This is a genomic window from Streptomyces abikoensis (assembly GCF_014648775.1).
GTDB classification, from domain to species: Bacteria; Actinomycetota; Actinomycetes; order Streptomycetales; family Streptomycetaceae; genus Streptomyces; species Streptomyces abikoensis.
The window spans coordinates 1,299,179-1,324,441 of the sequence record NZ_BMRT01000001.1; the positions used below are offsets into that span (position 1 = coordinate 1,299,179).

General features: G+C 69.3%; 18 protein-coding genes and 1 pseudogene. 11 read left to right on the forward strand and 8 right to left on the reverse strand.

The features are described from left to right. Window positions 1-391 precede the first annotated feature (391 nt). From IE096_RS05635 to IE096_RS05645, 3 genes and pseudogenes are all read right to left on the reverse strand, one after another. Window positions 392-619 (reverse strand): annotated as a pseudogene (locus IE096_RS05635) (DUF5958 family protein); the annotation flags it as partial. Between the two features lie 231 nt (window positions 620-850). Continuing rightward, window positions 851-1,237 (reverse strand): hypothetical protein, encoded by a 387-nt coding sequence (locus tag IE096_RS05640; protein WP_189448926.1) that lies wholly within the window; start codon window positions 1,235-1,237, stop codon window positions 851-853. 24 nt (window positions 1,238-1,261) lie between these two features. After that, window positions 1,262-5,215 carry a polymorphic toxin-type HINT domain-containing protein gene (locus IE096_RS05645; protein ID WP_189448928.1) on the reverse strand — a complete coding sequence of 1,318 codons (3,954 nt, stop codon included), beginning with the start codon at window positions 5,213-5,215 and terminating at the stop codon, window positions 1,262-1,264. Between the two features lie 433 nt (window positions 5,216-5,648). Between IE096_RS05645 and IE096_RS05650 the strand changes: the two genes are divergently transcribed. The 7 genes from IE096_RS05650 (at window position 5,649) to IE096_RS05680 (ending at window position 14,649) form a co-directional block, all read left to right on the forward strand. Further along, complete coding sequence (locus IE096_RS05650; protein WP_189448930.1) at window positions 5,649-6,014, forward strand: hypothetical protein; 366 nt, start codon at window positions 5,649-5,651, stop codon at window positions 6,012-6,014. Window positions 6,015-6,083: 69 nt separating this feature from the next. Then, on the forward strand, window positions 6,084-7,673 hold the full coding sequence (locus IE096_RS05655) for a S1 family peptidase (RefSeq protein ID WP_229819939.1): 1,590 nt from the start codon (window positions 6,084-6,086) through the stop codon (window positions 7,671-7,673). Between the two features lie 103 nt (window positions 7,674-7,776). Continuing rightward, complete coding sequence (locus tag IE096_RS05660; RefSeq protein ID WP_189448932.1) at window positions 7,777-9,660, forward strand: trypsin-like serine peptidase; 1,884 nt, start codon at window positions 7,777-7,779, stop codon at window positions 9,658-9,660. A gap of 265 nt (window positions 9,661-9,925) precedes the next feature. Next, window positions 9,926-10,876, forward strand: coding sequence for an FG-GAP repeat domain-containing protein (locus IE096_RS05665; protein WP_189448933.1), 951 nt, complete (start codon window positions 9,926-9,928; stop codon window positions 10,874-10,876). Window positions 10,877-11,538: 662 nt separating this feature from the next. Further along, window positions 11,539-12,507: an FG-GAP repeat domain-containing protein gene (locus IE096_RS05670; protein WP_189448935.1), complete on the forward strand. Its 969-nt coding sequence runs from the start codon at window positions 11,539-11,541 to the stop codon at window positions 12,505-12,507. 161 nt (window positions 12,508-12,668) lie between these two features. Next, on the forward strand, window positions 12,669-13,559 hold the full coding sequence (locus IE096_RS05675; protein ID WP_189448937.1) for an FG-GAP-like repeat-containing protein: 891 nt from the start codon (window positions 12,669-12,671) through the stop codon (window positions 13,557-13,559). A 145-nt stretch (window positions 13,560-13,704) separates the two neighbouring features. Continuing rightward, entirely contained in the window at window positions 13,705-14,649 is a 945-nt protein-coding gene (locus IE096_RS05680; RefSeq protein WP_189448939.1) for an FG-GAP repeat domain-containing protein, read from the forward strand. Between the two features lie 129 nt (window positions 14,650-14,778). Here the strand turns inward: IE096_RS05680 and IE096_RS05685 are convergent, their stop codons facing one another. From IE096_RS05685 to acnA, 4 genes are all read right to left on the reverse strand, one after another. Then, a complete protein-coding gene (locus tag IE096_RS05685) occupies window positions 14,779-16,095 on the reverse strand; it encodes a hypothetical protein (RefSeq protein WP_189448941.1) in 1,317 nt (438 codons plus the stop codon). 122 nt (window positions 16,096-16,217) lie between these two features. Then, window positions 16,218-16,550 carry a hypothetical protein gene (locus IE096_RS05690; protein ID WP_189448943.1) on the reverse strand — a complete coding sequence of 111 codons (333 nt, stop codon included), beginning with the start codon at window positions 16,548-16,550 and terminating at the stop codon, window positions 16,218-16,220. Between the two features lie 122 nt (window positions 16,551-16,672). Continuing rightward, entirely contained in the window at window positions 16,673-16,963 is a 291-nt protein-coding gene (locus IE096_RS05695; protein ID WP_189448945.1) for a hypothetical protein, read from the reverse strand. Between the two features lie 214 nt (window positions 16,964-17,177). Then, on the reverse strand, window positions 17,178-19,892 hold the full coding sequence (acnA, locus tag IE096_RS05700) for an aconitate hydratase AcnA (RefSeq protein WP_308430317.1): 2,715 nt from the start codon (window positions 19,890-19,892) through the stop codon (window positions 17,178-17,180). Window positions 19,893-20,177: 285 nt separating this feature from the next. Here acnA and IE096_RS05705 point away from each other — a divergent pair, with 285 nt between their 5' ends. Beyond that, a complete protein-coding gene (locus IE096_RS05705) occupies window positions 20,178-20,387 on the forward strand; it encodes a hypothetical protein (RefSeq protein WP_189448956.1) in 210 nt (69 codons plus the stop codon). Between the two features lie 208 nt (window positions 20,388-20,595). Here IE096_RS05705 and IE096_RS05710 read toward each other — a convergent pair whose 3' ends face one another. Further along, entirely contained in the window at window positions 20,596-21,489 is an 894-nt protein-coding gene (locus tag IE096_RS05710; protein WP_189448958.1) for an alpha/beta fold hydrolase, read from the reverse strand. 187 nt (window positions 21,490-21,676) lie between these two features. Between IE096_RS05710 and IE096_RS05715 the strand changes: the two genes are divergently transcribed. The 3 genes from IE096_RS05715 (at window position 21,677) to IE096_RS05725 (ending at window position 25,238) form a co-directional block, all read left to right on the forward strand. Next, window positions 21,677-22,231 carry a Uma2 family endonuclease gene (locus IE096_RS05715; RefSeq protein WP_189448960.1) on the forward strand — a complete coding sequence of 185 codons (555 nt, stop codon included), beginning with the start codon at window positions 21,677-21,679 and terminating at the stop codon, window positions 22,229-22,231. A 99-nt stretch (window positions 22,232-22,330) separates the two neighbouring features. Continuing rightward, on the forward strand, window positions 22,331-23,860 hold the full coding sequence (locus IE096_RS05720) for a helix-turn-helix domain-containing protein (protein ID WP_126916506.1): 1,530 nt from the start codon (window positions 22,331-22,333) through the stop codon (window positions 23,858-23,860). Window positions 23,861-24,014: 154 nt separating this feature from the next. Next, window positions 24,015-25,238 carry an FAD-dependent oxidoreductase gene (locus IE096_RS05725; RefSeq protein WP_189448962.1) on the forward strand — a complete coding sequence of 408 codons (1,224 nt, stop codon included), beginning with the start codon at window positions 24,015-24,017 and terminating at the stop codon, window positions 25,236-25,238. Window positions 25,239-25,263 lie beyond the last annotated feature (25 nt).

Sequence of the window (25,263 nt, forward strand, 5' to 3'; positions counted from 1 at the left end):
ATCGCGGCGACCAACTCCTCGACCGACGTCCCGTCTCTCAGCGCGGAGCCGGTCGGCCTTGTTGACGAAGACGACGACCTGCGGACCCCCGGCCCACCGGGCCAGCCGCACCTGCTCCTCGGCTTCCCGGGTCACTCCCGTCGCAGGCGGACACGACGAGAATGCCGCACGCCGGCTGCCCCTCCCACTGACGAGGTCCGAGGCGTACGCCGCCGGATGCGCCCAGTCGACCGACGACCAGGCGGGAGTCCGCCCGACAGTGGTGGCGGCGACGGCCGCGGCCAGAGTCGTCTTCCCGGAGTGGGCGGGGCCTATGACAGCACTTCGGCCCGACGGATGATCCGCCGGGCCGAAGCAGCTATCGGGGTCGCGTCTCCGCGTGAGCCCCCACTTACGTCAGGTTGTGCCAGGAGTGGCCGCACTGGCCGCGGCACTCCGTTTCCCTGCGCCGGGTGTCGGCGATCGAGAAGGTGGAGATGAGAACGCGGAACGCCTTCATGTACTCATAGCTGGGCAGGCTGGCGATCTGACCGCCCTGGTACATCACGGGCTCGCGCACCATCAGCACCCTGCGCGAGCTCGTTGAGAATGCGTTCCGCGGAAGCGAGTTCTTGATCCTATTACGTCGCGGGCACGGCCGTCCTTGAGCGGGCGCTGCCGAACTCTTACTGGGACCTGGGTCTGAGGATACTCAAAGCAGACCTGGCAACGGTTGAGATCAGCTTGGCGAACCGTCGGATGCGTGGCCCGCACGTCCGGCGGTGTGGGAGGGGGGCCGGGCGACCCCAGCCCTCCTCCCCGGTTGAACCGGCTCATGCACCCCCGTCCCGTAAGACTGGCGGCGCATCCGTCACCCGCTTGCGCTCCGCCAGTCCCACGAGGGGTCACGTTCAAAACGCTTCAGGACTTCGCTGTACTCAAGGAGATCACCGTAGTTTGTATCCAAGAGTCCACTCAGCCCTCGAAGCACTTCTGCCAGCAATTCTCGAACACCTGGAACATCAGAATACTCGAGGAGGATGGCACGAAAATCGCCGAGCTTGCTCATCGCTCCGGCGATCTCCGTCTCTTCGAATTCATCGAGAACGTCTCCCGAGAAATCCACCCCGAATACGTACTCCCCCCGCTCCAAGCGATCGAGGAAGGGTCCCTCACTGTAGGAACCGGCGCAGCGAAGCCGGGCCATCAGCTCCTGGTGATCGTCCAAGGGACTGAGAAGGACGATGGTGGGACGCATACGATGCCTCTCCTTGTCTCGCGGCTACGGAGCCAGGACGTCCAACAGCAGATTCCTGTCCCGGGTCACCATGACGCCCGCCTTCTCCAGGCTCTTGATCACGCTCCCGCGACCTTGCGGCAGGTACACGATGACCGGGTAATCCGTCAGTCTCTGCGTGGTCAGGGCTTGCTTCAAAGCGCCCTTTCCTGAGCCGGACTTCACCTGCACCACAGCGTTCCTGGTTACGATATCGAAATCGGTGAGCGTCTCGCCTTTCGCCCCGAGGACGTCGACCCCCTGGGCTCGCACGTGCCCCGGATAGCGTCCGTTGATTGCATCGACCAACTCCGGGACCAGCGGGTCGTCTCCCTTGCCCGTGACATGCCCAATCGGGCAGCTGGTGTTGTGAACCAGGACAGACGTGGAGCCGGCAAGCACGTAGTAGGTGTGAATGCCGTCGACGGAGAGATTGAAGACCTGCTGACGTGCAGTCCAGGGGCGTGCCGACGTGACCTTGACCCAGGTGCCGGCCGCCGTACGGAGGAGAGCACCTGGCTTGACCGCCCCGGCCTCGACCCACGCACGCTGATCCTCGAGCCAGAACGGATGACCCTCGGTCGCTGTGACCGTCCCTGAGCTTTGCCCCTTGCTGTCAGCAGTCTCGACGGTGAGTGTGACCAAGTGTTTCAACCCGTTGCCGACGATGACTTCGTCAACGGCCCTGCCTTCGGTCGCACTTGTCCCGGGGTCAGTTGCCAGGACCTTCTCACCGACCTTGACATCCTTAATCGGCTTGGTGGATCCGTCCGCCATCACAACCGGCGTCTCAGGGGTGAAGCTGTTGCAACCCGAGGCACCGGCCTTCGCAGCATCCTCGAGGAATTCACCCTTCTTGCCCCATTTTGCAAGCTTGAGTGCGGTGGCGCCTTCACCGGCGAACGGAATGGCGGCCGCACAGGACAGCCCGGCGTTGATGTAGTCGCCCTCGGCCCCGTACCAGGCGCAGTTGGCGCCGTTGGCAATGGTTCCGACACCGGGAACAGCGCCCACGACATCGAGCGCAAGGTGACCGAGGTCCTTCAGGAGTCCCCACTTGGCCTTGCGTTTGGCCTCTTCCTTCTTCTGGAGTTCAATTCTCTTCTTGCGAGCCTCTTCTGCCCGTCGAAGGGCCTCGGCCTCCTCGCGCGCCTTGGTGACGTAGGCCGCGTATGCCTCCTTCGCGGCCTTGCCCGCGGTCGCGGCGTCCTTGCCGGCCGCCACCGCCGAGGCCCGCGCCTCGTCCGAGGCCATGTACGCCTCGTCCGCGGAGTCCTGGGCCCATGCCGCCGAGCTCTCGGCACGGACTGCCGAGCTGTCGGCTTCACGGGCATCGCGCTGAGCGGATGCCTCCGCGTCGCGGGCGGCCTTGGCCGACTTGGCGGCGTCCGCCGCCGACGCCTCGGCCTGCCTGGCCGAGTTCTGGGCGTCCTCGGCGTAGCCCTTGGCCGCGTTGGCCGAGTCCTGGGCCTGCTTGGCGTAGCCCTTGGCCTCATCCGATGCCTTACGGGCGAGCGCGGCGACGCGTGCGGCCTCCAGGGCGTTGCCCTGCGCGGTCGCCGCGGTGGCGGAGGCTTCGGCGATGATGCGCTTGACGTCGGCCACGTGCGTGGCGGTGAGCTGGTCCTTGCGGGCCGCCTTGTACTGCCCGGAGTCGATGAAGGCGTGCAGCAGCTGCGGGGGACCGGCCAGGGCGACCTGAGCGGCCGCCTTGAGCTCCGGGCCGCCACTGGTGAACAGCTGCACGGCGCGTACGCGCTCGTCCGACGTACGGGCGGTGAACTGGCCCTCGTTGAGGAACTCCCGGGGCTTGTCCGTCGAACCGTCCTTCAGCGCGGCCTTCGCCGCGTCCTGCATGCTCCGAGCGCTGTCGTTGGCGATCTGGACGACGCGCTTGCGGTAGTCGTTGACCGCGGCCTGGTGCTGGCCGACGCTCAGGAACTCCTTGATCTTCGCCGCGTCGCCCTTGAGGGCTTCCTCGGCCGCCTTGCGCACCGGCTCCGAGTCGGCCTCGTCGGCCAGGCGCTCGACCCGGGCCCGCTCGTCCTGCTCCCCGGCCTCCTTCCACCCGGTCTGCACGTACTCGCGCACGGCGTCGTCCGAGCCCGCCAGCGCGGTCTCCGCCGCGCTCACGCTCCACGGACCACGGGTCTTCGCCGCCAGCAGTGCCACCTTGCGTCCCTTGGAGGCGACGTCCTTGGCATCGGCACCGGGTTTGGTCGCGTCCGCGGCAAGCTGCACGGCCTGGCCGTCGAGGTCCCTGGCCTCCTTGGCCTCACGGGCGGCCTTGGCCTTGTTGTCGTCGTCGGCCGCCTTGAGGTCCTTGGCCTGCTCGATGGCAGCGGCCGTACGGGACTTCAGCTCCTCGGCCTCGATGTCGCGCGTGGTCTCCTGGACCTTCTTGGCCTTGTCCACAGCGGCACTCGCGACGTCGGCGGCCTTCTTGGCCGCCTCCGCGTGAGCAGTGGACTCCCCCGCCGCCTTCGCGGAGTCACCGGCGTACTTCGCAGCCCGCTCGGCCTCGTCCGCCGCCTTCTCGGCGTGCTCCGCGGCCGAGTTGGCCGCGTCCCGCGCCTCGTATGCCAGGCTCGCGGACTTGTCGGCCAGCGAGTCCGCGGCGTTCGCCGCGCGGGTGGCCTCCCATGCGTGGCGACGCGCCGCTGCCGCGGCCTGTCGCGCACGCGCCGACTGCGCACTCGCCTCACCGGCGAGACCGCCGGCCTCATCGGCGGCGTCCGCCGCGGCACCGGCGTTCTCACCGGCGCTGGCAGCCGACCGCGCCGCCTCACCAGCGGCCTTCGCGGCGTCGCCCGCGAATATGGCGGCCTGGGCGGCCCTGCGGGCGCCCTTGGCGGCGTTCCGCGCATTCTCGGCCGCCTGACGGGCAGCCCCGGCCTGACCGGCATCGTTGGCCGCCGCCGCGGCGGCACCACGGGCGCGCGCCGCCGCCTCGGCCGCACCCGCAGCCGCCTCGGCGGCCTGCGACGCGGCACTCGCCGCGATACGGGCCGAGTTGTTGGCGGCCCTGGCAGCGTCAATGGCGTCCTGCGCCGCCCGGGCAGCTTCCTGAGCCGCATCGGCGGCATAGCCGGCGAGGCTTGCCGCCCTGTCCGAGTCCTTCTTCGCTTTGGCCGTCTCCGCCGCGGCATTCTTCGCCGCTTCCTTCGCCAGCTGCGAGGCCGTCACCGCACGGTCCGACGCCTCTTGCGCCTGCTCGGTCTGCCGCTTGGCCTGTTTGCCCGCTTCGGTGGCCTGTTCGGCCAGTTGTTCAACAGTGGCACGCTCTTGATCACGCGTGCGTGCAACGTGCTGGCCGACGTCCAGGAACTCCTGGATGTCGTCGGACGACCCGTTCATCGCGACCTTGGCGGCCTCCTTGGTCGCCGGGCCACCGGAGCTCAGGATCTGCATGAGCCGGACACGGTTGTCCTGCTCCCGCGCCGCAAACTGTCCCTCGTTCAGGAACCGGCGGACATCGGCCGCCGAACCCGCCAGAGCCGCCTTACCCGCTTCCTGCAGCTGACGGCCGCCCGAGTTGGCGGCCTGGGTGACCTGCACACGCTGGTCCTGCTCAAGCGGCGCTTCCCAGCCATCGTCCAGGAACTTGCGCAAGTCCTCCGGGGATCCACCGAGCGCCTTCTGCGCAGCCTCGCGCACGATCCGGCCACCCACGCTGGCCATCTGTACGGCCGCGACGCGGTCGTCGTTCAGGAGCGCGGGGTCCTTCTCCTTGTCCAGAAAACGACGCACATCCTCGTCGGATCCCAAAAGGGCGGCCTCGGCCAGCGCCTTGACCCGCGGGCCACCCGTCTTCCACAACTCGACGATGCGCCCGCGATCAGTCGTCGGAATTTCGCCATCGAGCACTTCATCCGCGAGAGCGGTGCTCGTGCCGAGTAATCCCGCGGTAAGAGCCATGGACACCAGGCTCACGGCGCCTGCACGCAGGCCCGTGTTCAACCGACGTCTCCTCGCTCTCGCGGGGTGGACACTTCTGCTCACCAAGTCTTCCTTTCTTTCCGGTTGGGAGCGCCGTAGTTCGGCTCGGCGAGCATAACCGTCGAGATCAACTTCCATGACGCGATTACTTTCCGTGAATCGGAATCCATGGCTCCGGAAACGGAATTTAGAGTTCCGCTATCTGGCACGTCATCAGGACGGCTTCTGCCCAGGTCAGGTGATACATTCCATCCACCCCTTTATCGCTTCCTTACCTGCGGTCACCACTGTTGCCGCATGCACCCGGAAGGAATTCCCTGTGATATCTCGCGCGCGCAAAATGCTGCTCGCCGGCATTGCCGTGGCCGCTACGGCCGTCGTGGGAGTTTCCACGCTCACCGTCGCCAGCGCCGCTCCGCGGCCTGATTCGGAATCTGAAATTCCGCCTTACGCGGTGGAAGACTTCGCGTACCCCAACGCGGACGCCATCTTCAAGGAAAAGGGCATCACGCTGCGTCAGGGCGACGGGCACATCATGCTCGCCGACTGTGCGGTCTCCACCGACATCCAGGTAATGACGACGCAGTCGAAGGATTTCAAGTACTGCTTCAAGGTCACCGGGAAGTCGGGTTTCGTCACCCTGGAGATCCCCTCCGTCTACGGCGTCCAGACCGAGGACCACCCCGTCAAGGCCACCGTCAAGGCCGCCGACGGCCCGGCCCAGAGCGTCGACGTTCCCAAGGGCCAGCTGAAGGGCGTGGGCGAGGGCGTTCCCGGCGGTCAGCCGACCGTCCTGGTCGAGCTGCGCGTCACCGGCTGATCGAGCCGCTTCGTCGCACCCTCGCATCACCGTATTGATCAACGCACCACACCGTAAGTAAGGAAGAACGTGTTCGGCAGACAATCGCGCGCGGCATGGGCAGCGGGCCTCCTGGTCGGCGTCGTAGGAGCCGGTGTCCTGGGTGGCACCCCGGCCTCCGCCGTAGAGGGTGACCAGCCTCAGGACGGGGCGTACTCGTTCACGGCCAAGCTCGACATCGGGGGGAAGCAGTCCTGTTCGGCCGCGCTGGTCGACCAGGAATGGCTGATCACCGCCGCGAGTTGCTTCGCGGACAACCCCGCCAAGAGCCTGAAGATCGCCGCCGGTGCGCCGAAGCTGAAGACCACGGCCGTCATCGGCCGCACGGACCTCAACAGCACCGGTGGCGTCGTCGCCAACGTCGTCGAGCTGGTCCCGCGCGACGACCGCGACGTGGTGATGGCCAAGCTCGACAAGCCCGTCACCGGCGTCACGCCCGTCGCCATCGGCTCCACCGCGCCCGCCCAGGGTGAGGAGCTGCGCGTCGCCGGCTACGGCCGGACCAAGTCCGAGTGGTTCCCCAACCGCCTGCACACCGCGCAGTTCACCGTCGGCGGCGTGAAGGCCACCTCCCTCGACCTCGTCGGCAAGTCCGCCGACGCGGCCGTCTGCAAGGGCGACACCGGCGGCCCGGCCTTCCGTGAGGCGAACGGCCGCATCGAGCTGGCCGCCGTCAACAGCCAGTCCTGGCAGACCGGCTGCCTCGGCGCCAACCCGGCGGAGACCCGCAAGGGCGCCGTCGACACCCGTGTCGACGACCTCGTCGGCTGGATGCAGTCCCTCCTCTCCCGCGGTCTCCTCTCCAAGGCGAACTGGAAGAACGCCGAATACCTCGCCTCGGGCTACTTCACCGGTGGTTCCGCCAACGGCACCCGCCGCATGGACCTGCTGGTCCGCTGGGCCGACGACTCGGTCACCCTCTACCAGGGCGCCGACCACAGCGACCCCAAGTACCCCTTCTCCGCCGTGTACAAGCTCGCGGACGCCGGCAGCACCTTCAAGCACGTCCGCGCGATCACCGCCGGCCGCTTCTCGGCCGACGGCACCGACGGCGTGATCATCCGCTGGGTCGACGGCGAGGTCAGCCAGTACACCCACGTGGACGCCAAGGGCTTCCACGACGAGAAGATGCTCGCCAAGCCCAAGAACGGTGTCTGGGAGAACGCCAAGCTGATCACGGCCGGCCGCTACACCGGCAACGCGCTGCGCGACGACCTCCTCGTCGTCTGGGTCAACGGCTCCGTCTCCATCTACTCCGACCTGGGCGCCAACGCCCTCGGCAAGGAGACCCAGATCCTGAAGGCGAACTCCACCTGGACCCACGCCGAGCAGATCGGGTCCGGCGAGTTCACCGGCAGCCGCACCAGCGACCTGATGGTCCGCTGGTCCGACGGTGAGGGCACCATCTACTCGGGCGTCGACACCGCCGGTCTCCACGGCGAGATCATGGTGCGCAAGCCCAAGGAGACCTGGACCAACGCCAAGCTGATCACCGTGGGCGCGTTCGCCGCCAACGTCGTCCCGAACGACGTCCTCGTCCGCTGGAGCGACGGCAACGTCAGCATGTACACGGGCGTGGACAAGGCCGGTACGCACGCCGAAGTGCAGCTCGTCGGCTGACCCGAAACACCGTCCGGCCCTGCAGGCCCCGTACGTCCGGGGCCTGCAGGGCCGTCGACTTCTTCACGACCTCTCCTCATTCCTCCGAACGGAGTTCTTTTCCTTGCGCACCTCACGCATGCGCTGCCTCGTCGCCGCGGTGACCTTCGGGTCCGTCCTCGCGCTGGGCTCCGGCGCCGCAGCGGTGGCCGCCGGCCCGTCGACGTCCCCGACGCCCGGCACCTCCGGCCCGTCCGGCAAACCGGCCGAGTCCGACGTACCCGCACCCTCCGGCACCTCCGGTAGCTGGTCCGTCGACGATGCCCTGCGCTTCTGGACGCCCGAGCGCGTCGCTTCCGCCACCGCCCCCTCCGGCCGCGCGATGCCGCCCGGCGGCAAGCCCGCGGCGCCGAAGCCCGCCCCCAGGGGACTCGCCCGGGACAAGCGGGACGTCTCCACGAGCTTCCCCGGCATCAAGTCCGTCGGCATGCTCTTCGCCGTCGACAAGGACATGCGCAGCCACTTCTGCTCGGCGAGCTCCGTCCAGAGCGGCAACCGCAATCTCATGCTCACGGCCGGGCACTGCACGAACTCCAAGGCCGTGTTCGTCCCCGGCTACGACCCGGCGAAGTCCCTCAAGGAACAGCCCTACGGGATCTGGCCGGTCGAAGAGTGGTTCGTGGACAAGCGGTACGAGAAGAACTCCATGAAGGCGGAGTCGGACCTGGACTTCGCCTTCGCACGGGTCAAGTCCTCCGACGGACGCAACCTCCAGGACGTCGTCGGCGGCAACACTCTCACCCGGACCCCCGGGTTCACCAATGACGTCACGGTGATCGGCTACCCGTCCGTGGGCCACAACCCCGAGGACCTGCCCGTCCACTGCGCCACACGGACCGGTCCCCTGGCCGGCTTCAACCAGATGCGCATCGACTGCGCCGGCATGTGGGGCGGCGTCTCGGGCGGCCCCTGGTTCGCCAAGCTCGACGACTCCGGGACGGGCCAGATCATAGGCAACGTCGGCGGTTTCAACGGCGGCGGCCCGGACGTGCCCGGCAGTGACCCGATGTACAACCGGATCTCCTACAGCCCGATGTACGGTGACCGCTTCTTCCAGCTCTACGACGACGCGCAGAACGGCCGCCACACCGACGCCGGCCCCTACCAGCAGCCCCAGCCGCCGTACTCGCTCGGCGGCGCCGAGCGGTGGCAGCAGGCAAGGCTGACGGCTTCCGGGGACTTCACGGGCAGCGGGCACAGCGACTTGTTCGTGGTCTGGAACGACGGCTCCGCCACGCTCCACACGGCCGGTGCGCGGAAGGACGGCGACTCGGCGAACACACCGTTCACCACCGAGTACAAGATCGCAGGTGCGGGCAGCGTCTGGAAGCACGCCCGGGCGATCAGCGGTGGGCGCTTCACCGCCGACGGCAGCGACGGCCTGCTCGTCCGCTGGACCGACGGCGAGTTCACCCAGTACACCCACGTCGACCACAACGGCGCCCACGACGAGAAGATGCTCGCCAAGCCCAAGAACGGCATCTGGGAGAACGCCAGGCTGATCACCTCCGGTCGCTACACCGGCAACGCCCTGCGCGACGACCTCCTCGTCGTCTGGGCCAACGGTTCGGTATCCCTGTTCTCCGACCTCGGCAGCAACGGGATCGGCAAGGAGAACCAGCTGCGCAAGGCCGACGCGTCCTGGACCCACGCCGAGCAGATCGGGGCCGGCGAGTTCACCGGCAAGCAGACCGGTGACCTGATGGTCCGCTGGAGCGACGGCGAGGCCACCATCTACTCCGGGATCGACACCTCCGGTTTCCACGACGAGGTCAAGGTGCGTCCCGCCAAGTCCGCGTGGAAGAACGCCCAGTTGGTCACGGTCGGCGCCTTCGAGGGCGCCATCGTCCCCAACGACGTCCTCGTCCGCTGGGCCAATGGCAACGTCAGCTACTACCGCGACGTGGACGCCTCGGGCACCCACGACGAGATCCAGCTGGTGGGCTGACAACCGACGGGCGTCCTGCGCCGGCCGTCGCCGCCCGATTTCCGTAGCGTTGCCGATAGCTGACACGCCCTCACCCCAGAGGGCGTGTCCCCTCCTCCCCGGGGGCGAACCGCCTTCGCCACGCGGGCCTGTGACTTCCACCGCATGCCATCTCCGCATTCCACCAAAGCGGTTGATGCCTGGAGATCTCATGAAATGATCATGGAGATATCGCGATGCCTCCGCTGGGGGTGTCGCGCCGTCCCTCATCTCCTGGGAGAAGTACATGGGCAACCTCTCCGGCCGTCAGCACGGACGCGTCCTGTCGGGCGTCGTCGCCGCGGCGATAGCCGCCGCACTGGCCGGCACCGCCACCGGGACCGCGGCCGCCGGCAGCCCGGCAGGCAGCCCTGCAGCAAAGGCGCGTCAGAAGAGCGCCACTCAGCCGCAGGGAGCTCCGAAGGCCGCTCCGCGGTCCGCGCTGCACGCCGCCGAGCAGGCCACCGCTGCCGCGCCTCGCTTCCCCCTCATCGCGGCCGACCGCGACGGCCTCGTCTACAAGTACGAGTCGAACGGCCAGGGCGGCTTCGGCGACGGCCGGCTGATCGGCTACGGCTGGAACAACTTCACCGAGGCGACCGCCGTGGACCACGACGGCAACGGCAAGGACGACGGCTGGTACGTCCGCCACCGCGACGGTCAGCTGGAGTACACCGGCGACGCCGGCGACAAGATGATCGGTGGCGGCTGGAACAACTTCGACCGCATCCTCTCCCCCGGCGACCTCGGCGCCGGCACCCAGTCCGACGTCCTGGCCCGGGACAAGTCCGGCGACCTGTGGAACTACGTGGCCCGCGCCGACGGCACCCTGGAGAACCCCTACCGTGTCGGCCCCGGCTGGGACATCTACACCGATATCGCCGGCCGCGGCGACCTCAACGGGGATGGCCACGCCGACATCGTCGCCAAGGACAAGGACGGCGTGCTCTGGTTCTACAAGGGAACCGGGACCTCCACGTTCCCGTTCGAGAGCCGCGTCAAGGTCGGGAGCGGCTGGAACGCCTATGACAAGCTCGTGAGCGTCGGCGACATGGACAACGACGGCCGCAGCGACATGCTCGCCCGCGACAAGTCCGGCGTCCTCTGGCTCTACAAGGGCAACGGCAACCAGAACGACCCCTTCGACAACCGCACCAAGATCGGCGGCGGCTGGGACAAGTTCAGCCTGATGTTCTGAGCCCATAGCGGCGCGCGCCACCCCGTCTGAAGCGGGCTCGAGACCCTCTGGCACGATCCGGAGGGTCTCGCGGTGCTGCCCCACGGGAAGCGCCGCGCCTATTTGTCAGCAGTCGCGGCGATAGCCGTGGCCCTGACCGGCATCACGGCGGGCACCACCGCCGCCACCGGTCCGTCCCCCGACTACCGTCCGACCGTCGCGGCGCCGTACTTCCCGCTGCAGGCGACGAAGTCGACCGGCGAAATCTACGTGTACGCCCCCAACGGCCAGGGCGGCTTCGGCGACCGCGAGCAGATCACCGACGCCGACGCGCATCTTCTCCCCCGGCAACCTCGGTGGTACCAAGGAGGCCGACCTCCTCGCCCGCGACAAGTCCGGCGTCCTCTGGCTCTACAAGGGCAACGGCCAGCAGACCGACCCCTTCGAGAGCCGTGTCCGCATCGGCGGCGGCTGGGACCAGTACAACAACCTCTCCTGATCCGGCATCACCTCCGCGCCCCGCGGGAGCCGTGACACCTGGGGCCGCCCTCGTGACGAGTGCGGCCCCAGGTGTGATGCGCAACTCCCGAAAAGTCAGTTGATATGCGTGAAGCTTGGGTCAAAGATCAAGGTGTCGCGACGCTCCTGGTGTCGCTCCTGAATCAGCTTCAAGGGAGAAGTACATGGGCAATCTCTCCGGTCGTAAGCGTGGACGCGCGCTCTCCGGTCTCGTCACCGCGGCGATAGCCACCGCGCTGGTCGGCACCGCCTCCGCGACCGCATCCGCCGACGTTCCGGCAGGCCCCTCTGCCGCCAAGGCGCACCAGCGCGCCGAAAGCGCCCCCAAGCACGCCCCGCAGAAGTCCGCCAAGCCGCGTTCCGGCCTGCTGCGGTCCGCCGCCGCCGACGACAAGGGCACGGCCGCGGCTCCCCAGTTCGACCTCTACGCGGCCGACCGTGACGGTCTCGTGTACCTGTACATGGCGAACGGCCACGGCGGCTTCAAGGACGCCTGGTTCCTCGACTCCGGCTGGCAGAACTTCACCGAGGCCACGCAGGTCGACCACGACCGCAACGGCGAGAGCGACGGCTGGTACGTCCGGCACGCCGACGGCCAGCTGGAGTACACCGGCGAGGCCGGCAACAAGATGATCGGCGGCGGCTGGAACACCTACGACCGCATCTTCTCCCCCGGTGACCTCGGCGGCGCCGGCGAGTCCGACCTCCTCGCCCGTGACAAGTCGGGCGTCATGTGGATCTACCTCGCCCGCCCGGATGGCACCCTGACCGACCGCTACCGCGTCGGCCCCGGCTGGGACCAGTACACCGACATCACCGGCCGCGGCGACCTCAACGGCGACGGCAAGGCCGACATCGTCGCCAAGGACAGGAACGGCGACCTCTGGTTCTACAAGGGCACCGGCGACTACAAGGACCCGTTCGAGAGCCGGGTCAAGGTCGGCGGCGGCTGGAACATGTTCGACAAGCTCGTCGGCGTGGGCGACCTCGACCACGACGGCCGCAGCGACATGCTCGCCCGCGACAAGTCCGGCGTGCTGTGGCTCTACAAGGGCAACGGCAACCAGAGCGACCCCTTCGAGAACCGCACGAAGATCGGTGGCGGCTGGGACAAGTTCAACCTGATGTTCTGAGCCGGCGGCCCCCTGCGATGCGCAGGGGTACGGCGCGGCACAAGGGCCGCACCCCCAACGGGGGTGCGGCCCTCCGCTTGTGAAGGTCCTGTGTAATGATCCGGTGCGTCTCGCGGTCCCCGGCAGGGGCACCGCGTCTTTTCTCACCACAGGAGTACTAGGTGGCCCACACCTTTGGCCGTAAGGGCGCACGTGCCCTCTCGCGCCTCACTGTCGCGGCGATAGCCGCGGCCCTGATCGGCACCACGGCGGGCACCGCCGCCGCCACCGGTCCGTCCCCCGACTACCGGCCGACCGTCGCCGCGCCGTACTTCCCGCTGCAGGCGACGAAGTCGACCGGCGAAATCTACGTGTACGCCCCCAACGGCCAGGGCGGCTTCGGCGACCGCGAGCAGATCACCGACGCCGACGCGCGCGACGTCACCGCCATGGTGAACGTCGACCACGCCCAGAACGGGTACTACGACAGCGCCTACGTCCGGACGCCCGACGGCACGCTGGTCTACTCGCCCGAGGGGAAGGACGGGGCGGACGAGCCCGCTCCCATCCGGATCGGCAGCGGCTGGAACATCTACGACCGCCTCCTCTCCCCCGGCAACGTCGGCGGCACCAAGGAGGCCGACCTCCTCGCCCGCGACAAGTCGGGCGTGCTGTGGCTCTACCAGGCCCGTACCGACGGCACCCTCGGCGACCGCTACCGCGTCGGCGGCGGCTGGGACATTTACACCGACATCGTCGGCAAGGGTGACCTGAACGGCGACGGCAAGGCCGACATGCTCGCCAAGGACAAGAACGGCGACCTCTGGTTCTACAAGGGCACCGGCAACACCGCCGACCCCTTCGCCAGCCGGGTCAAGGTCGGCGGCGGCTGGAACATCTTCGACAAGCTCGTCGCCACCGGTGACGTGAACCTGGACGGCCGCAGCGACCTGCTCGCCCGCGACAAGTCCGGCGTCCTCTGGCTCTACAAGGGCAACGGTCAGCAGACCGACCCCTTCGAGAGCCGCGTGCGCATCGGCGGCGGCTGGGGCCAGTACAACGACCTGTTCTGATCCCTCTCCGACGTGACCCCGGGCCGCACCTGACGAACCGTAGGTGCGGCCCTTCGGCCCTTGTCAGAGCCGTATGGCAGGATCCCGACGTATCGCGGCACCCCGAATCCGTGGATGTCGCGTCATTCTCAAACAGGAGAGCCATATGGCCTACATTTCCGGGCACAAGCGCAGACGCGCCCTGTCGCGTCTCGCCACCGCGGCGATAGCCGCGGCCCTGATCGGCACCACGGCGGGTACCGCCGCCGCCGACGCCCCGGCTCCGTCCGCTCAGGACCTGCAGAAGGCCGCCCAGTCCGTCGCCCCGGTGACGGCGGGCAAGGCGCCCGTCTCGGAGTCGCCGGCCGACGCCCCCCGATTCCCGCTGATGGCGGTCAACGGTACGACCCTGTACCGCTACTTCCCCGACGGCCACGGCGGGTTCACCGACCGGAAGGCCGTCAACACCGACTGGCGCGGTATCACCTCCACCGTCCAGGTCGACCTGAACCAGGACGGTCTCGCGGAGTCCCACTACCTCCGGACGATCGACGGGTCGCTGTTCTACGTCCACGGCGGCAGCAAGGACGTCCCGGCGACCCACCAGCGCATCGGCGGCGGCTGGAACATCTACAACCGCATCACCTCCCCGGGCAACCTCGGCGGCAGCGGCGAGGCCGACCTCATCGCCAGGGACCAGTCCGGTGTGCTGTGGCTCTACCTGGCCCGTCCCGACGGCACGCTCGGCGACCGCATCCGTGTCGGCGGCGGCTGGGACCAGTTCACGGACATCGTCGGCCGCGGCGACCTCAACGGTGACGGCAAGGCCGACATCGTCGCCAAGGACCGCAACGGCGTGCTGTGGTTCTACAAGGGCACCGGCGACGTCAACGACCCCTTCGCCAGCCGGGTCAAGGTCGGCACCGGCTGGGACGCGTACGACATGCTGGTGTCCAGCGGCGACGTGGACCTCGACAACCGCAGCGACCTGCTCGCGCGCGACAAGTCCGGTGTCCTGTGGCTCTACAAGGGCAACGGCAACCAGAACGACCCGTTCGCGAACCGCGTGCGCATCGGCGGCGGCTGGGGCCAGTACGACACGATGTTCTGAGCCGTTCGGCTCATCGAACCACCCTTGCCCAGCGGGCACTTCACGCCCCGCGGAATAGCCGACCCGGCTCCGGGAACACCGCCCGTCCGCGTGAGACCGCCCGTCTCACGCCGACGGGCGGCTCGCCCCTCAAGCCCGGCCGCCGGCCGAGCCGCGCCCCGGCCGTCGCCACGCCAGCCGGACCAGCGCCCGTACCGGCCGTCCCACCACCAGCGCCAGCCCCGCCAGGGGCAGCACGAGCAGCACGGCCTGAAGGCATGCGGCCACCATGGCCAGCGCCTGGTCGCCGGAGGAGCCGAACGCGCCGGACGCCCCCGCGTGCGCCATCAGCGACGTGATCGTCCGCCAGTCCGCCGCGAGCAGCTCCGGCAGGTTCGCCAGTACCAGGCCCAGCTGCAGGGACAGCACCGGCACCAGGAAGAGCACCCACACCGCGACGACGACCTGCGGCCAGCGCTTCAGGGCCCGCAGCCGGTCGTCCTGCGGGCGGCGGAGGAACACCCTGCGCAGGATGGGGGCGATGTACTTGAACAGGTCGGGGATGCCGATGAGGTCGGCGACGATGTAGTAGCCGTCGAAGCGCAGCGTGGGCAGCAGTTGCTGGACCATCTCCAGGTGGACGGAGAGGATCGCGACGAGCAGCGGCTGGAAGCCGGTCGTCGCGTACAGCGCGCCCAGGCCCAGGACGAAGACGGCGTTGAACCAGACGCCGCCGAGGTCGGCGCGGATGCGGCCCGCGCGGCCCAGCCGGTAGGAGTTGGTGATGTCCGTGTAGAAGGCGGGCCACACCAGGTAGATGCCGCAGCCCATCGCGCCGGGCCGGACGCCGCCGTAGCGGCAGGCCGCGCCGTGGCCCAGTTCGTGGAACGCGCACGAGGCGATCGCCAGGAGGACGACGAGCAGGACGGCGGCCGGTGAGGTGAGGACGTCCCGCAGCGCGGCGCCCGTGTCCTGGGTCGTCCACAGCCACGCCTCGCCGGCCACGAACGCGCCGAGCCCGAGGGCGACCACCGCCGGGCGGAACAGCCAGGCGAAGAGGCCCGACAGGAACCAGGTGACGTGCTCCGGCAGTACGGCCAGCCGGAAGCGGAAGGCGAGGAACGGATCGTTCTTCGTGGTCGGGGGTGGCGGGGAGCCGTCGCTGTAGGTGGTGATGCCGAGCGGGGCGAGCTTCTTGTCGATGAGGAAGACGATGTGTTCCTCGGTGAAGCTGCGGCCCGTCTCCTCCGAGAGGTCGGCGGCGATCCGGGCCATGGCGGGCTCGGGGCCGGGGGGCAGGGGGCCGGCCAGGGCGCGCACCACCCGGTAGAGCAGGGGCGGGAGCCGGACGATCTGGCCGTCAGGGCGGCAGACGAGTTGCGGTGGTTCCCGGTAGCCGGATCCCTCGAACTCGCCGACGAGTTCCATGCCGGCCACCAGGCCGGGTGAGGCGCAGGGCGCTGACATGGTCGTCCTCCGGAGGGTGGCGGGCGGCGGGGAAGGGCCGGGACCGGGCAAGCGGGTCCCGGCCCTTCCCCGGACGCTTGGGGCGGGTCCGTCAGGCGATCAGTGACCCATCGGGTGGCCGATCAGTGGCTGGCCACGGCCGCCGGGGTACAGACCACGCTGGCGGTCGGGTTCTCGGAGCCCAGGCCGAGGGAGCCGAGCAGGCCCGGGGTGCCCTGCCGGTCGATGGACTGGCAGGCGGACAGCATCGTGGTGCCGTGGTCGTGCGGCACGGGGGCGAAGACGCCGCCGCCCGTGGCCGCCGCGGAGCTGGAGCTGCCGGAGGCCGCGCCGGCGCCGGGGTCGCCCGGGCCGACGAGGTTGAGCGGGGTGGCGATGACGCCCATGACGGTGCGCTCGGGCAGCACCTCGCCCGCGATGCGGTCGAGTTCCTCGAAGCTGATGGCGTTGTCCATTTCCGTTCCCCTTCTGTGGTGTCCACTCCCGGCCCGCCGAACGGCGCCCGGGCATGCCGCCCCCGCCGGATGGCCCGGGGGCGGAGTCCTTGGGGTTGAGACGGTGGCGCGTGCTGGGGTGGTCAGCGGCTGTGAACGGCCGCCGGGACGCAGGTCATGGTGTAGCCGGGCGTAGTGGGTGCCAGGCCCAGGGCGGCGAGGAGGCCGAGGCTGCCGGGGTTCTCCTTGTACTGGCAGGCGTAGGCCACGGTCGTGCCGTGCTCGGTTCTCACGAACGCCGGATAGACGGGAGGGTGGTCGGCGCCCGCGCCGGCGGCGGCGCCGGTGGGCAGCAGGCTCGACAGGGCGATCCGCGCGGGCAGCTCCTCGCCGTACAGCCGGCCGAGCTCCCCGAAGGTCACGGCGGATCCCATTGGCTCATCCCTCCCTCTGGGACGACAGCGTCGCGTCCATCCCGGCGGGGAGCCTAACCCGCATATGAATGCACAACACTTCATCAATCCCCCTATCACCCGGTCGTGTTGTGAAATGCCCCGGGAGGGTGAAGGGCGGGAACACCCGCCCGGACAAGCGGAAGGGCCGCACCCCGTGAACGGGGTGCGGCCCTCAACCGCGTATCCGGACCGCCTAGTTGCGGATCAGGTTGCGCAGCACGTACTGCATGATGCCGCCGTTGCGGTAGTAGTCGGCCTCACCGGGGGTGTCGATGCGGACGACCGCGTCGAACTCGACACCGGTGTCGGTGGTGACCTTGACCGTGCGCGGCGTGCGGCCCTCGTTGAGCTCGGTGACGCCCGCGAAGGAGAAGGTCTCCTCGCCGGTCAGGCCGAGGGCCTCGGCCGAGGCGCCCTCGGGGAACTGGAGCGGGAGGACGCCCATGCCGATGAGGTTGGAGCGGTGGATGCGCTCGTAGGACTCGGCGATGACGGCCTTGACGCCGAGGAGCGCGGTGCCCTTGGCGGCCCAGTCGCGGGACGAGCCGGAGCCGTACTCCTTGCCGGCCAGGACGACCAGCGGGATGCCCTGCTCGATGTAGTTGCGCGAGGCGTCGTAGATGAAGGAGACGGGGGCGTCTTCCTTCGTGAAGTCGCGGGTGAAGCCGCCCTCGGTGCCCGGCGCGATCTGGTTGCGCAGGCGGATGTTGGCGAACGTACCGCGGATCATGACCTCGTGGTTGCCTCGGCGGGAGCCGTAGGAGTTGAAGTCACGACGCTCGACACCGTGCTCGGTGAGGTACTTGCCCGCCGGGGTGTCGGCCTTGATGGCACCGGCCGGGGAGATGTGGTCGGTGGTGACCGAGTCGCCCAGCTTGGCCAGGACGCGGGCGCCGGTGATGTCGGCGACCGGGGCCGGCTCCATCTGCATGCCCTCGAAGTAAGGGGGCTTGCGGACGTAGGTGGACTCGGCGTCCCACTCGAAGGTGTTGCCGGTCGGGATCGGCAGGGCCTGCCACTGGGCGTCGCCCGCGAAGACGTCCTGGTAGGACTTGTTGAACATGTCCTCGCCGATGGCGTTGGCCACGACGTCGTTGACCTCGGCCTCGGAGGGCCAGATGTCCTTGAGGTAGACCGGGTTGCCGTCGGTGTCGATACCGAGGGCGTCCTTGGTGATGTCCACCTTCATGGAGCCCGCGAGGGCGTAGGCGACGACCAGCGGCGGGGACGCCAGGTAGTTCATCTTGACGTCGGGGTTGATCCGGCCCTCGAAGTTGCGGTTGCCGGAGAGCACCGAGGTGACGGCCAGGTCGTGCTCGTTGACGGCCTTGGAGACCTCCTCCGGCAGCGGGCCGGAGTTGCCGATGCAGGTGGTGCAGCCGTAGCCGACGAGGTTGAAGCCGACCTTGTCGAGGTAGGGGGTCAGGCCCGCCTTGTCGAAGTAGTCGGTGACGACCTTGGAGCCCGGGGCGAGGGTGGTCTTGACCCACGGCTTGCGGGTCAGGCCCTTCTCGACCGCCTTCTTGGCCACGAGCGCGGCGGCGACCATGACGTAGGGGTTCGAGGTGTTGGTGCAGGAGGTGATCGCGGCGACGGTGACGGCGCCGTGGTCGATCGTGTAGGTGCTGCCGTCGGGGGCGGTGACGGTGACCGGGTTCGACGGGACGCCGTTGGCGGCGGCCGGGGAGTCGGAGGCCGGGAAGGACTCCTCGCCCGCCTCGTCGGCGGTGGAGACGTAGTTGAGGACGTCACGCTCGAACTGCGCGGCGGCCTCGGCCAGGACGATGCGGTCCTGCGGGCGCTTCGGGCCGGCGATGGAGGGGACGACCGTGGAGAGGTCGAGCTCCAGCTTCTCGGAGAAGTCGGGCTCGGCGGCCGGGTCCAGCCACAGGCCCTGCTCCTTGGCGTACGCCTCGACGAGCGCGACCTGCTGCTCGGAGCGGCCGGTGAGCTTGAGGTAGTTCAGGGTCTCGCCGTCGATCGGGAAGATCGCGGCGGTGGAGCCGAACTCCGGCGACATGTTGCCGATGGTGGCGCGGTTGGCGAGGCTCGTCGCGGCCACGCCCTCGCCGTAGAACTCGACGAACTTGCCGACGACGCCGTGCTTGCGCAGCATCTCGGTGATCGTGAGGACGAGGTCGGTGGCGGTGGTGCCGGCCGGGAGCTCACCGGTCAGCTTGAAGCCGACGACGCGCGGGATGAGCATGGAGACCGGCTGGCCGAGCATCGCGGCCTCGGCCTCGATGCCGCCGACGCCCCAGCCGAGCACACCGAGGCCGTTGACCATGGTGGTGTGCGAGTCGGTGCCGACGAGGGTGTCGGGGTAGGCCTGGCCGTTGCGGACCATGACCGTGCGCGCCAGGTGCTCGATGTTCACCTGGTGGACGATGCCGGTGCCCGGGGGGACGACCTTGAACTCGTCGAAGGCGGTCTGGCCCCAGCGCAGGAACTGGTAGCGCTCCTTGTTGCGGCCGTACTCCAGCTCGACGTTCTGGCCGAAGGCGTCCTTGGTGCCGAACTTGTCGGCGATGACGGAGTGGTCGATGACCAGCTCGGCCGGGGCCAGCGGGTTGATCTTCGCCGGGTCGCCGCCGAGCTCCTTGACGGCCTCACGCATGGTGGCGAGGTCGACGACACAGGGCACACCGGTGAAGTCCTGCATGATCACGCGGGCCGGCGTGAACTGGATCTCCTGGCTGGGCTGGGCCTGCGAGTCCCAGTTGCCCAGGGCGCGGATGTGGTCGGCGGTGATGTTCGCGCCGTCCTCGGTGCGGAGGAGGTTCTCCAGCAGCACCTTCAGGCTGTAGGGAAGGCGCGCGGAGCCCTCGACCTTGTCCAGCCGGAAGATCTCGTACGACTCGTCGCCCACGCGCAGCGTGCTGCGGGCGTCGAAGCTGTTCGCCGACACGACAGTCTCCTTCATGCATGAATTCGCGTACTGCGGCAATCCTGCCGCCCCGATGGCGCGCGCGTACGCTAAGGTGTGCCTAACTTAGGTATGCCTTACTGGCGCGACAGCGGTACGCCTCTCGGCAGATATCTCGATGTCGAGATAACTCTAATACATCGCCGCCGATCGGTCATGCCCGGATAGGCCGAGCGGGCCCGCGCCGCCGTCCCCGCCGTAGCGGCGAGCCCCTCCGGTGGTGAGCCGCGGATCACGAGCGCCTCCAGCCTCACGGGGACGGGGCGCATGGACCACCCCGTGCCCGGCGACGACATCCGCGTCACCGTCGACGCCCGCGCCTTCCACGGGGTGGGCCACCTCCCCGTACGGTCCGAGGGCACCTTCCGCGTCTCGCACCACACGGACGCCGTGAACGGGGAGCCCGCCTCCGACCACTGGGGTGAATTCGCCGTCGACTGCCTGACCACCGGCGGCCCGGTGGCGACCGGCCCCTGAGAGAAGGCGGGCCACCTGAAGCGGCACGTGCGCATGGGGGTGAGCTTCTACGTCGTCGACGTCGCCAATGGGAACGGCGGCCCGAGCCGGATCGGGCTGTCAGGAGGAACGGAGAAGGGGGACTCCCCCTGAAGAAGTGCATGGCCCCGGCCCCCGACGCGGCGGTCGTCGCGGGCGGCTACACCCTCAGGGACAGGACGCCGGTGGACTAACCGACCACCGCGCTCTCGGCCTTCTGGAGGAACTCCGGAACCAGGTCGTTGAACCACCGCACCGGAATCCCGTGCCCGGCCCCCGGGAGGACCTCGACCCGCGCACCCTCGATGGTCCGGCGCGCCCGGTCGGCGGCACGCCGGGGGTCGTGGACGCGGCTGGCGCCGCCGAGGGCGAGCAGGGCGGGCACGGCGATGGCGCGCAGCTCCTCGTCGGTCATGCGGGCCGGGAGAAGCAGCCGCATGCGGAAGCCGCGCAGGGCCTTCAGCGAGAAGTCGGCCCCCGCATCGGCCATGTCCGCCGGGGCGCCCGTGTCGCCGATGAGCCCGGCGAACCAGCGGCGCTGACGCTCCCCCGGCTTGCCGAGGAAGGAGGCGACCGCCCCGAGCACGAACCCGGCCTTCAGCGGGGCCAGCGCGCGCGGCGGGTCGTACGCGGTCACCGAGACGACCCGGCCGGGGGCCCGTACGGCGTGATTCAGGGCGACCCAGCCGCCGTACGAGTGCCCGACCAGATGCACCCGTTCCAGGGCGAGCCCGGCGAGCACCTCCTCCAGCCAGGCGGCCATGGCGTCCTGCGTCACGATCGGCGCGGTCTGGGTGCTGCGACCCGGTTCCCCCACCCGGTCGACGGCGAAGACGGGCCGCCCCTCACCGAGCGCGGCGACGTGCGGAGCCCATTCGGCGGGCCCGGCGTTCTGGCCGTGGAGGAGGACGACGGGGATGCCGCCGCCGTCGGGGTTGAAGGTGTGGACGCGCGTCGTACCGAAACCGGTCTCGACGTCGCGCTCCCCGCGCGGCTCCGGCCAGTACGCCATGGCCTTGTCGTAGGCGGCGAGCACGCGCGTACGCGCGGCGTCGTCGGCGAAGGAACTGATCCGAGTGCCCATGCGGCGGCCTCCCCCTGCGGGCGGCCGGTGCGGCCACCGTCGGGTCGATCTTCGCAGGTGGCCGATCGCGGCAAGCGAGGGGGGTAGTTCACCAGTTCGGGTGACGGTTGGGCCGAACGGGCGGACCGACAGAGCGGATTGCCGTAGACCTTTGACTGCTTCCACCAGGCCGCCACAGGAGCACGTCATGAGCGCATCACCCCGCGCCTACACGCCCGAAAGTCCTGAAACAGCCTTGAAGTACGCGATCCAGCACATCCGACTGGACCGCGTGCAGATGATCGAGGGCGTCATCCACCCCGTTTCGCGAAGCTGGAGCCACGAGGCGACGGTCGACTGCGTTCGCACGGGGATCGACGCGGCGGTGACCCGGATGGCCTGTGTCGCGGGGCGCGGCGGCCTCGACCTGCCCGGTTCCTGCAACTGGTACATCCCGGATCTGGCCGTCGTCCCGGAGGGCCTGACGACGGGCGCCGGAGCGCTCCTGCCGCGACAAACCCTGCTCATCGTCGAAGTGACCGACGAGTTCGACGGCGACACCGACCGGATCGTCAAGCGCCGCCGCTACGCCGAGTTCGGCGCCCCTCTCTACCTCCTGGTCGACCGCCAGGAGCAGTCCTGCACCCTCTTCGGCGAGCCCGGCAAGCTCGGCTACACAAAGGTCAGCGGCCCCCACCCCTTCGGCACGCCCCTCCACCTCCCCACCCCCTTCGACCTGGAGCTCGACACGTCGGACTTCTGATTTCCACACTCCTGTCCGATTGTTCGGATAGGAGTAGAACGCGTGGAGAGGCCATGGCGCATGCGGAAGGAATCTCATATCTGAGATACCGTCTGACTCATGACAGACGCCTACCTCGGCCGTATCGGCAAGCTCATCCGCGACGCCCGGCAGCACCGTGGCTGGACCCAGTCGCAGCTGGCGGACGCGCTCGGGACCAGCCAGAGCGCGGTCAACCGCATTGAGCGGGGAAATCAGAACATCAGTCTTGATATGATCGCCCGCATCGGTGAGGCCCTCGACAGCGAGATCGTCTCCCTGGGATACGCCGGACCGATGCATCTGCGCGTCGTCGGCGGGCGCCGGCTCTCCGGTTCGATCGACGTCAAGACGAGCAAGAACGCCTGCGTGGCCCTGCTGTGCGCCACGCTGCTCAACGCCGGACGCACCACCCTGCGGCGCGTCGCGCGGATCGAGGAGGTCTACCGGATCCTCGAAGTGCTCGCCAGCATCGGCGTGCGGCACCGGTGGATCAACGACGGGAACGACCTCGAGATCGTGCCGCCCGCCGAGCTCGACCTGGGCGCGATGGACACCGAGGCCGCCCGCCGCACCCGTAGCGTCATCATGTTCCTGGGTCCGCTGCTCCACCGCATGGACCACTTCAAGATCCCTTACGCCGGCGGCTGCGACCTCGGCACCCGTACCGTCCAGCCGCACATGACGGCGCTTCGGCACTTCGGCCTGGAGGTCACGGCCACCGACGGCACGTACCACGCCCAGGTGGATCGTTCCGTCTCCCCCACGCGCGCCATCGTGCTGACCGAGCGCGGGGACACCGTCACCGAGAACGCCCTGCTGGCCGCCGCCCGTCACGACGGCGTGACGGTCATCCGCAACGCCAGCTCCAACTACATGGTCCAGGACCTCTGCTTCTTCCTGGAGGAGCTGGGCGTGCGGGTCGAGGGCGTCGGCACCACCACGCTCACCGTGCACGGCGTGGCCACCATCGACCGCGACGTCGACTACGCGCCCTCCGAGGACCCGGTCGAGGCCATGAGCCTGCTCGCCGCCGCCGTGGTGACGGAGTCGGAGCTGACGATCCGCCGGGTGCCGGTGGAGTTCATGGAGATCGAGCTCGCCGTCCTGGAGGAGATGGGCCTCGACCACGAGCGCAGCCCCGAGTACCGCGCCGACAACGGCCGTACGCGCCTCCTCGACCTGACCGTGCGCCCCTCCAAGCTGCGGGCGCCGATCGACAAGATCCACCCCATGCCGTTCCCGGGCCTGAACATCGACAACGTGCCGTTCTTCGCGGCCATCGCCGCGTTCGCCCAGGGCCAGACCCTCATTCACGACTGGGTCTACGACAACCGCGCCATCTACCTCACCGACCTCAACCGCCTCGGCGCGGACGTCAAGCTCCTCGACCCCCACCGGGTCCTGGTCGAGGGCCCCACCCGCTGGCGCTCGGCCGAGATGATGTGCCCGCCGGCGCTGCGCCCCGCCGTGGTCGTACTGCTGGCGATGATGGCCGCCGAGGGCACCTCGGTGCTGCGCAACGTCTATGTCATCAACCGCGGTTACGAGGATCTGGCCGAGCGCCTCAACTCCATCGGCGCCCAGATCGAGACGTTCCGGGACATCTAGCCCGCCCCGCCCAAGCCACGAGCCCGGCGCGCCCGTTCGGACGGACGCGCCGGGCTCTCGCGTTCCCGCCTGCCGTAGACTCACGACTGACCAAGCGGTCAGACTGCTGACCGTGCGGTCAGTCAGCGTCCACCGTGAGGGGAGCGGAAAAGACATGGAACGCACGACGTGCTGTGTGGTGGGTGGCGGTCCCGCGGGCATGATGCTCGGCCTGCTGCTCGCCAGGGCCGGCGTCGAGGTGACCGTGCTGGAGAAGCACAAGGACTTCCTGCGGGACTTCCGCGGCGACACGGTCCACCCGTCGACGCTGCGCCTGCTCGACGAACTCGGCCTGGGCGAACGGTTCGCACGGCTCCCGTCCCGCAAACTGGACCTGGTCCGGCTGCACATCGGCGACACGGTCGTGACCCTGAGCGACCTGCGGCGCATCCCGGGCCCCCACAAGCACATCGCGATGGTCCCGCAGTGGGACTTCCTCGACCTGCTCGCGAGCGCGGCCGCCGAGGAGCCGTCCTTCACCCTGCGGACGCGCACGGCCGTCACGGGCCTCCTCACCGAGGGCGGCCGGGTGACCGGCGTGCGCTACGAGGATGCGGACGGCGCCACCGGGGAGCTCACGGCGGATCTCACGGTCGCCTGCGACGGCCGTGACTCGCTGGTCCGCGAGCTGGCGGGGCTGCGGCCCGACTACGTCGACGTCCCCATGGACGTCTGGCAGATCAAGGTGCCCGCGCAGTCCGACGACACCAAGGACGGCGCGATCTTCATGCGCGCCAAGGACGGGCAGTTCGCGGCGACGACGGACCGGGGCGATTACTACCAGACGTCCTACCTCATCAAGAAGGGCACCGACCGGGAGCTGCGGGCCAACGGGATCGAGTGGTTCCGCGCCCGGCTCGGCGACCTGTTCGGCTGGGGCGAGGAGGTCACGGACACGATCCGCTCGTGGGACGACGTGAAGCTGCTCGACGTGACCATGGGCAGACTGCGGCGCTGGTACCGGCCGGGGCTGCTCTGCATCGGGGACTCGGCGCACATCATGTCGCCGACGGGCGGCGTCGGCGTCAACCTCGCGGTGCAGGACGCCGTGGCGGCCGGACGGATCCTCGCGGAGCCCCTGCGGAACGGCTCGGTCTGCGTGCACGACCTGGAGCGGGTGCAGAAGCGGCGGCTGCTGCCGGTCGCCGTCATCCAGCGGTCGCAGATCGCCGAACACGAGGCCATGCTGCGGCCCATCCTCGACGGCACGCTCGGCCCCGACCGGCTGCCGGTGCCGGTCCGGCTGATGCGGCGCGTACCGATGCTGCGGACGGTGTCCGGATATCTGGGCGGGGTCGGCATACGTCCGGAGCGCGTGCCCGCCTTCGCCCGGCGCTGACGGACACCGCTGACGGACAACACCG